The sequence below is a fragment of the Streptomyces sp. DvalAA-14 genome (assembly GCF_900091855.1).
Classification (GTDB): Bacteria; Actinomycetota; Actinomycetes; order Streptomycetales; family Streptomycetaceae; genus Actinacidiphila.
This window is the reverse complement of sequence record NZ_FMCH01000383.1, coordinates 20,994-27,569: the sequence shown is the minus strand read 5'-3', so window position 1 is coordinate 27,569 and position 6,576 is coordinate 20,994. Positions and strand designations below refer to the sequence as shown.

The window sequence follows — 6,576 nt, the reverse complement described above, 5'->3', positions numbered from 1 at the left end:
GGGAGCAGGTGCGCCGGTCCGATCGGCCCGCCGAGCCCGCCCGGGCCGATGCGATCATCCAGAAGGAGCACGCGAATGTCGGACGACATGGCCTGGACACGTCGGCCTGCGCAGTACGAGGCGCCGCAGATCGACACCGGTGTCCCGCACTCGGCGCGGGTCTACGACTTCATACTCGGCGGCAAGGACAACTACGCCCCCGACCGTGAGGCGGCCGAGCAGATGCTCGCCGGCTGGCCCAGCCTGCGGGTGTCCATGCGGGAGAACCGGACCTTCATGCACCGGGCCGTCCGTTTTCTGGCCGAGCAGGGCATCGACCAGTTCCTCGACATCGGCACCGGGATCCCCACCTCGCCCAACCTGCACGAGATCGCGCAGGGCGTCCTCCCGAGCGCCCGGGTCGTCTACGTCGACAACGACCCGATCGTCCTCGCCCACGCCGGCGCCCGGCTGAACAGCACTCCCGAGGGCCGCATCGCCTACCTGCACGCGGATCTGCGGGACCCCGAGGCGATCGTGCGCACGCCGGAGCTCACCGACACCCTCGACCTCTCCCGGCCGGTCGCCCTGTCGATCATCGCCGTGCTGCAGTTCATCACCGACGACCAGCAGGCCTACCGCCTGGTCAAGCAGTACCTGGACCTGCTGCCGGCCGGCAGTTGGCTGGTGCTCTCGACGGTCACCGTCGACTCCAGCCCGGAGCCGATCGGCGAAGTGGTGGCCGAGTACACCAAGCGCGGCATGCCCGCCCGCAACCGGACCAAGGCCGAGGTCGAGCAGTTCTTCGCCGGCCTGGACCTGGTGGAGCCCGGAGTGGTCCTCGTCCACAGCTGGCGCCCCGCACCCGGCACGGAGGGCGACGTGCTGGACTCCGAGGTCGCGATGTACGGGGGCGTGGCCCGCAAGGCGTGAGAGCCGGACGCCGCCCGGATCCGGCCCCGTCCCCGGACCGGGGCTACCGACCGGTGGGGGGCGTGCCGGGCGCCGCGGCCCAGCGGTCCATCCGGGCGGTGATGTCGGCGAAGTGCTCGGCGATCGAGGCCGCGGCGGCGTCCGGGTCGTGCGAGCGCAGGGCGTCCAGGACCCGGCGGTGCTGGCGCACCACCTGCTGGTGGTCGGTGCGCGGCTTGCCGACCTCGCCCTCCAACTGCCGGTAGACCCCCCAGAAGAGCGCGATGAGCTGGAGCACCAGGGCGTTGCCGAGCGGTTCGTAGAGCAGTTCGTGGAAGCGCCGGTCGTGTCCGGCCCGGCCGCTGTCCCCGCCGGCTTCCAGCGCGTCCAGTTCCTCCTGGAGCCGGTCGAGGTCGGCGGCCGACAGGTCGAGCGCCGAGCGGCGGATGAGGCCGCTTTCCAGCAGCGCGCGCACCTCCACGATGTCCCGCAGCGCGCGCGGGTTCCGCCGGCGGACCGCGAGCCGGGTGTGGAAGAGCAGCCCGGGGGCCATCGGGAGCACCTGGGGTGTGCCCACATAGGTGCCGTAGCCGTGCCGGATGTCGACGATGCCGAGCGCCTGCAGGCTCTTCAGCGCCTCGCGGACCGAATTGCGGCTGACGCCGAGGGCGCGCATCAGCTCGGGTTCCGCGGGCAGCGCCTCGCCCGGGTCCAGGTCCAGTTCCACGATCAGGTCGATGACGCGGTCCTGCACGGTCGGCCGCCGATTGGGGTCCGGTTCCGCGCCCTTCGGCGCGGAGGGCTTGTGCTGCGCTGGCATGGCGCCTACGTTACCGCCATGTGTAGGACGTTGGACGTCCTACGTCCTATGTCATCCGTCCGCCGCTCCCGAGGATGCGAGCCGCATGACCGACATCGCCGCACCACCGCTGCACTGGCGGGCCGAACTGTCCCGCCGGGACTGGAAGGCGTTCTCTGCCGCCTGGCTCGGCTATGCCATGGACGGCTTCGACTTCGTGCTGATCACGCTGGTGCTGACCGAAATCGCCAAGGATTTCCATCTTTCCACCGTGACCGCGGCGACGCTGGTGTCCGCCGCCTTCGTGTCGCGCTGGTTCGGCGGACTGGCCGTCGGCGCGCTCGCCGACCGGCTCGGGCGCCGCCCCGCCATGGTGCTGAGCATCGCGTTGTACGCGGTCGGCTCGGTGCTCTGCGGATTCTCCTGGGGATACTGGTCGCTCTTCGCGTTCCGCATGGTCGTCGGCCTCGGCATGGCCGGCGAATACAGCGCCGGCGCCACCTACATCATCGAGAGCTGGCCGCACCGGATGCGGAACACCGCCAGCGGCATGCTGCTGTCCGGCTACCCGCTGGGCGGTGTGCTGGCCGCGAAGACCTACGCGTGGGTGGTGCCGCACACCAGCTGGCGGGTGCTCTTCTGGATCGGCATCCTGCCGGTGGTCCTCGCCGTCTACCTGCGCCGGCGGCTGCCGGAGGCGGGCGACTGGCAGCGGGCCCGCGCGGCGGGCGGCGAGCCGGTCAGCGCCACCCGGCTGCTCTTCGGCGGCCGCCGCAAGGTGGGGAACGTGCCGCTCTGCCTGCTCGCGGCGGCCGCCCTGCTGCTGGTGCTGCGCGGCCAGTCGACGGCGGTCACGCTGCCGCTGATCGCGGTGGCCGCAGCCTGCTTCGTCGCGCTGACCGTGCAGTTCACCGGCCGGCTCTGGCCGGTGGTGGTCGCGCTGATGGTCACCGTGTTCAGCGCGTTCCTCTACTCCTGGCCGCTGCAGTCGCTGCTGCCGACCTACCTGAAGACGGATCTGCACTACGACCCCGCCCAGGTCTCCGACGCGCTGCTCTACGCGGGCATCGGCTACGCGGCCGGCTCGGTGCTCACCGGCTACCTCGGTGACCGGTTCGGCACCCGGCAGGCGTACGTCGGCATGCTCATCGCGTCGCTGGCGTTCGTCTACCCGGTCTTCGCCCTGGGCGAGGGCCACACGGTGTGGCTGTGGGTGCTGCTCTTCCTGCTGCTGGCGACCAGCCAGGGCGCTTCCGGGATCCTCCCGAAGTACGTCTCGCAGTTCTACCCGGTCCGCCTGCGGGCCGCCGCGCTCGGCTTCAGCTACAACGTCGGCGCGCTGGGCGGCGCGGCGGCGCCCGTGCTGGGCGCGAAGCTGGCGAAGCCGCTCAGCCTGGGGACGTCGATCGCGGTCCTGGGCCTCGCGCTGACCGCGGTGGTCGTGCTGCTGGTCGGCTTCGACCTGCCGGGGCGGTTGCAGCGGCGGGTCGACGCGCGGCATCCCGAGGCGGCCGAAGCGTACGGTCCGGCCCGGCCGGCCGATCTCGCGGCCCCCGGCCCGCAGCGCGGCCCGGGCGATGCCCCGAGCAGCGATCCGACCAGCGATCCGAGCAGCGGCCCGAACAGCGGGCCGGAAATCGATCCGAGCAGTGAGAAGGTCTGATGTTCCACGGAGTCGTCCCTCCGCTGTGCACCCCGCTGACCGAGGACGGGGAGGTGGACACCCGCTCGCTGGAGCGCCTCACCGCGTTCCAGCTCGACGCGGGCGTGCACGGCCTGTTCGTCGGCGGCTCCACCGGGGAGGCCGCCCAGCTGACGGACCGCGAGCGCGACACCGCGCTGCGCACCGTCGTCGCCACCGCGGCGGGGCAGGTCCCGGTGCTGGCCGGCGCGATCGACACCGGCACCCGGCGGGTGCTGGAGCACGCCCGGCGGGCGCAGGCGCTGGGCGCCGCCGCGGTCGTGGTGACCGCGCCCTTCTACGTGGGTGTGGGCGCGGCGGAGGTCCGCGCGCACTACGAACTCCTGCACGCGGCCCTCGACCTGCCGCTGGTGGCGTACGACATCCCCGCCAACGTCGGCTACAAGCTGCCGTCGGACCTGGTCGCGGAGCTGGCCCAGCAGAAGGTGATCGTCGCGGTGAAGGACTCCTCCGGCGACCTGGCGGGCTTCCAGCGGGTGGTCGACGGCGCCGCGGCCAGCGGTCTGGACTGCCTGACCGGCTCCGAGACCCTCGCCGACCTGGCGATGGCCCGCGGCGCCGACGGCATCGTCCCGGGCCTCGGCAATGTCGACCCGCACGGATATGTGCGCCTCCACCGGGCGGCCCGCGCCGGGGACTTCGCCGCGGCCCGGGACGAACAGCGGCGCCTCACCGCGCTGTTCACCATCACCGACATCGCCGACCGGTCCCGCGTGGGCCGTATCTCCGGCGCTCTGGGTGCCTTCAAGGCCGCTCTCGTCGCCCGCGGCGTGATCGCCGGCCCCCGTACGCAGTCCCCGCTGCTGCCCCTCACCGAGGCGGAGGGCCGGGCGGTCGCGGAGCGGGTGGCGGCAGCGGGGCTGGGCCGCATCGACTGAGCCGGCGCCCGACCCGCCCGCGGGGCGCGTGCCCGTGACCGGAGAGAAATCGCGCCGTCCACCGGATCCTTCAACGGGAGGTCACCGCCATGCCGCTCCATCGACGTCAGCTCATTGTGTTGCCGCTTGCCGCCGGGGTGGTGGGCCTGGGCGGTGCGGCGGCGCGGGCTTCGGCGGCTTCCGGTCCGGGTGAGGCGGTGGAATCCGTGCCGTTCACCGCGGGGGCCGACGGCTACCCCGTCTACCGGGTGCCCGCCGTGGTGCGGACCGGGCGCGGCACGCTGGTGGCGTTCGCCGAGGCCCGGGCGGGGAGTTCGGACACCGGCAGCATCGTGGTGGTCGCCAAGCGGTCCACGGACGGGGGCCGCAGCTGGGGGCCGCTGGCCGTCGTGGCCGGCGACGGCAGCGACACCCATGGCAACCCGGCGCCCGCGGTCCACCCGCGCACCGGCCGGATCATCCTGCTGACCTGCACCAACGCCGCGGATGCCACCGAGGCCGCGATCATGGCCGGCACGGTGCCGGCGGCCGACGGCCGTCGGGTGTGGGTGCAGCGCAGCGACGACGACGGGGAGAGCTTCAGCGCGCCGCGCGAGATCACCGCCGAGGCCAAGGACCCGGCCTGGCGCTGGTATTCCACCGGACCGGGCCACGGCGCCGCCCTGTCGGCCGGGCCGCACCGGGGCCGGCTCGTCATGCCCGCCAACCACTCCGTCCCGCCGCCGGCCGGCTCGGCCGACACCGGCACGGAGGCGAAGTACTACGGCGGTCACTGCCTGCTCAGCGACGACGGCGGCGATCACTGGCGGATCGGCTTCGTGGACGACACCCCCGACGGCGTGGTCAATGCCAATGAGTCCACCGTCGCCGAACTCCCCAGCGGCAGTCTCTACTTCAACGCCCGGAACCAGAACGGCACCGCCCCCGGCGTCCGGGTGGACGCCTGGAGCGACGACGGCGGGGAGACGTTGCGCAGCCCCTACGCGCCCCAACCCGACCTCGTCGGGCCGGTGGTGGAGGGCAGCGTTCTGCAACCGGCCGGCGGCCCGTTGCTCTTCGCCGGCCCCGGCGATCCCGGCGCACGGGCCGCGATGACCGTCCGCGCGTCCACCGACGCCGGCCACCATTGGGCGTCCGTGCGCACCTTGTCCGACCTGCCGGCCGGATACAGCGACCTGGTGGAGACCGGCGCGGCGGACGTGGGCCTGCTGTACGAGAGCGGCACCACGTCCCCGTACGAGCGGATCGTCTTCACCCGCATCCCGCTGCGGGACCTGCGGCCGTAGGCCGGTCCGTAGCGGGAGACACCGCTGAACTCGCCCCAGCGGCCGACCTGGCCGGCGCCGGCCAGGCAGCCGAGGATCGCGTGCCGGCCGTCGGCGACGACGCGTTCGCCGCGGTAGAAGGAGAGCAGGGAGGGTATCGCCGGGATCGGTGCGTACCCGGGCCGTTCGTAGCAGACGGCGGGGGTGAAGAGTTCGGGCAGGCCCTCCCACCGCCGGCCGTCGATGAGGGTGAACAGCCGCCTGGCCAGCTGCTCGTGGGCGTTCACGGCGGTCCGCTCCGTTCCCTCAGGCCACGGGGTGCTGGTCGTCCCGGGAACGGAGGTCGTCGAGGGTGAGGGAGCGCTGGCCGTGCTGCAGTTCCCTGAACCAGTCCAGGTAGTGGTTCACCACGTCGCCCTTGGCGTCCTCGATGATGTGGATGCCGGTGAGCTGGAAGTGGGCGGACTCCGGCAGGCCGTTGACCGGTATGTGCTCGTTGACCTGCAGAATGATCGCCCGCAGCGCCCGCAGCGCCTCACGGGTCGCCCGGCCCTCGTCGGCGGTGTCGGCCGAGGCGGTCATGGTCGCGTAGACCAGGAAGGCCAGCAGGCCCAGGACGCCGGCCAGCAGTCCGGTCTGCGAGGCGGAGATACCGCCGCCGAGCCAGTCCTGCAGGAGGTTGAGAACCGCCGCGAAGGGAATCGCCGCCAGGAAGGCGGCCAGCAGCCGGTTCACCCGGTGCCGTGCGTCGTGGTGTTCCTGCTCCCGTTCGGGAGCGGAGTTCCCCCGCTGTGTCGTCATGCTGCGGCGGGGCCGGACCGACGAACAGCCAGGTCGCCAGGAAGATCCCGGCGCCTTCCAGCAGCCCGGAAGCGTCCACGGCGGCCTTCTCCCGGACGCTGGTCAGATGCCGGACGAGCCGCTTGGCGGCGGGCATCCGGTCCAGCAGCGGCAGCTTCTCCGAAAAGCTGTGGCCGAAGGCCAGCGCCAGGCCGAGCGCCCCCGGGACCAGGGACAGCGCGATCCGCGGCAGCGCGCCGG

6 protein-coding genes are annotated in these 6,576 nt (G+C 72.9%); 4 read left to right on the top strand and 2 right to left on the bottom strand.

Going from position 1 to position 6,576, the window contains the following annotated elements:
• Window positions 1-75: 75 nt before the first annotated feature.
• Entirely contained in the window at window positions 76-912 is an 837-nt protein-coding gene (locus tag GA0115240_RS19885) for an SAM-dependent methyltransferase (protein WP_093738103.1), read from the top strand.
• A gap of 43 nt (window positions 913-955) precedes the next feature.
• Here the strand turns inward: GA0115240_RS19885 and GA0115240_RS19880 are convergent, their stop codons facing one another.
• The gene (locus GA0115240_RS19880; protein ID WP_093738101.1) at window positions 956-1,711 is read right to left on the bottom strand and encodes a FadR/GntR family transcriptional regulator; all 756 of its coding nucleotides are present in this window, start codon (window positions 1,709-1,711) and stop codon (window positions 956-958) included.
• Window positions 1,712-1,796: 85 nt separating this feature from the next.
• On the opposite strand from GA0115240_RS19880, the gene GA0115240_RS19875 reads away from it, so the two are divergent.
• From GA0115240_RS19875 to GA0115240_RS19865, 3 genes are all read left to right on the top strand, one after another.
• A complete protein-coding gene (locus GA0115240_RS19875; RefSeq protein ID WP_093738099.1) occupies window positions 1,797-3,353 on the top strand; it encodes a sialate:H+ symport family MFS transporter in 1,557 nt (518 codons plus the stop codon).
• Window positions 3,353-4,270, top strand: a complete 918-nt coding sequence (locus GA0115240_RS19870; RefSeq protein ID WP_093738097.1) for a dihydrodipicolinate synthase family protein — start codon at window positions 3,353-3,355, stop codon at window positions 4,268-4,270. The genes GA0115240_RS19875 and GA0115240_RS19870 overlap by 1 nt, the downstream gene beginning before the upstream one ends.
• A gap of 89 nt (window positions 4,271-4,359) precedes the next feature.
• Window positions 4,360-5,556 (top strand): sialidase family protein, encoded by a 1,197-nt coding sequence (locus GA0115240_RS19865; protein WP_093738095.1) that lies wholly within the window; start codon window positions 4,360-4,362, stop codon window positions 5,554-5,556.
• A 285-nt stretch (window positions 5,557-5,841) separates the two neighbouring features.
• On the opposite strand, the gene GA0115240_RS19860 is transcribed toward GA0115240_RS19865, so the two are convergent.
• Window positions 5,842-6,336 carry a hypothetical protein gene (locus GA0115240_RS19860; RefSeq protein WP_141708901.1) on the bottom strand — a complete coding sequence of 165 codons (495 nt, stop codon included), beginning with the start codon at window positions 6,334-6,336 and terminating at the stop codon, window positions 5,842-5,844.
• Window positions 6,337-6,576: the final 240 nt, after the last annotated feature.

What these genes read in the sequence shown, in the direction of transcription:
- GA0115240_RS19870 (WP_093738097.1), top strand. Translation starts at nt 3,353, where the DNA reads ATGTTCCACGGAGTCGTCCCTCCGCTGTGCACCCCGCTGACCGAGGAC.
- GA0115240_RS19875 (WP_093738099.1), top strand. Translation starts at nt 1,797, where the DNA reads ATGACCGACATCGCCGCACCACCGCTGCACTGGCGGGCCGAACTGTCC.
- GA0115240_RS19860 (WP_141708901.1), bottom strand. Translation starts at nt 6,336, where the DNA reads ATGACGACACAGCGGGGGAACTCCGCTCCCGAACGGGAGCAGGAACAC.
- GA0115240_RS19885 (WP_093738103.1), top strand. Translation starts at nt 76, where the DNA reads ATGTCGGACGACATGGCCTGGACACGTCGGCCTGCGCAGTACGAGGCG.
- GA0115240_RS19865 (WP_093738095.1), top strand. Translation starts at nt 4,360, where the DNA reads ATGCCGCTCCATCGACGTCAGCTCATTGTGTTGCCGCTTGCCGCCGGG.
- GA0115240_RS19880 (WP_093738101.1), bottom strand. Translation starts at nt 1,711, where the DNA reads ATGCCAGCGCAGCACAAGCCCTCCGCGCCGAAGGGCGCGGAACCGGAC.